Source organism: Asaia sp. SF2.1 (assembly GCF_000505765.1).
Taxonomy (GTDB): domain Bacteria; phylum Pseudomonadota; class Alphaproteobacteria; order Acetobacterales; family Acetobacteraceae; genus Asaia; species Asaia bogorensis.
This window is the reverse complement of sequence record NZ_AYXS01000048.1, coordinates 1-323: the sequence shown is the minus strand read 5'-3', so window position 1 is coordinate 323 and position 323 is coordinate 1. Positions and strand designations below refer to the sequence as shown.

General features: G+C 62.2%; 1 pseudogene. It reads left to right on the top strand.

The features are described 5' to 3' along the window. A pseudogene (locus tag P792_RS39120) lies at positions 1-323 on the top strand (transketolase); the annotation flags it as partial.

Below are 323 nucleotides of genomic sequence, written 5' to 3'. Positions count from 1 at the left end.
GAAACAGCGTCAGATTCTGGTCTATACGCATGATTCCATCGGTCTGGGCGAGGACGGGCCCACCCATCAGCCTGTCGAACAGCTCGCGAGCCTGCGCCAGACGCCCAATATGGTAACCTGGCGCCCCTGCGATCAGGTCGAAACGGCCATCGCCTGGGTCAGCGCGCTTGAACGTCGTGACGGCCCCACCGCCTTTTCGCTCTCGCGCCTGCCGCTCAAACAACACAGCCGCAGCGAGGAACAACTGCGCAATGCCTGGCGCGGTGGCTACATCCTTTCCGACTGCGCAGGCATCCCTGACCTCATCCTGATTGCTACAGGCT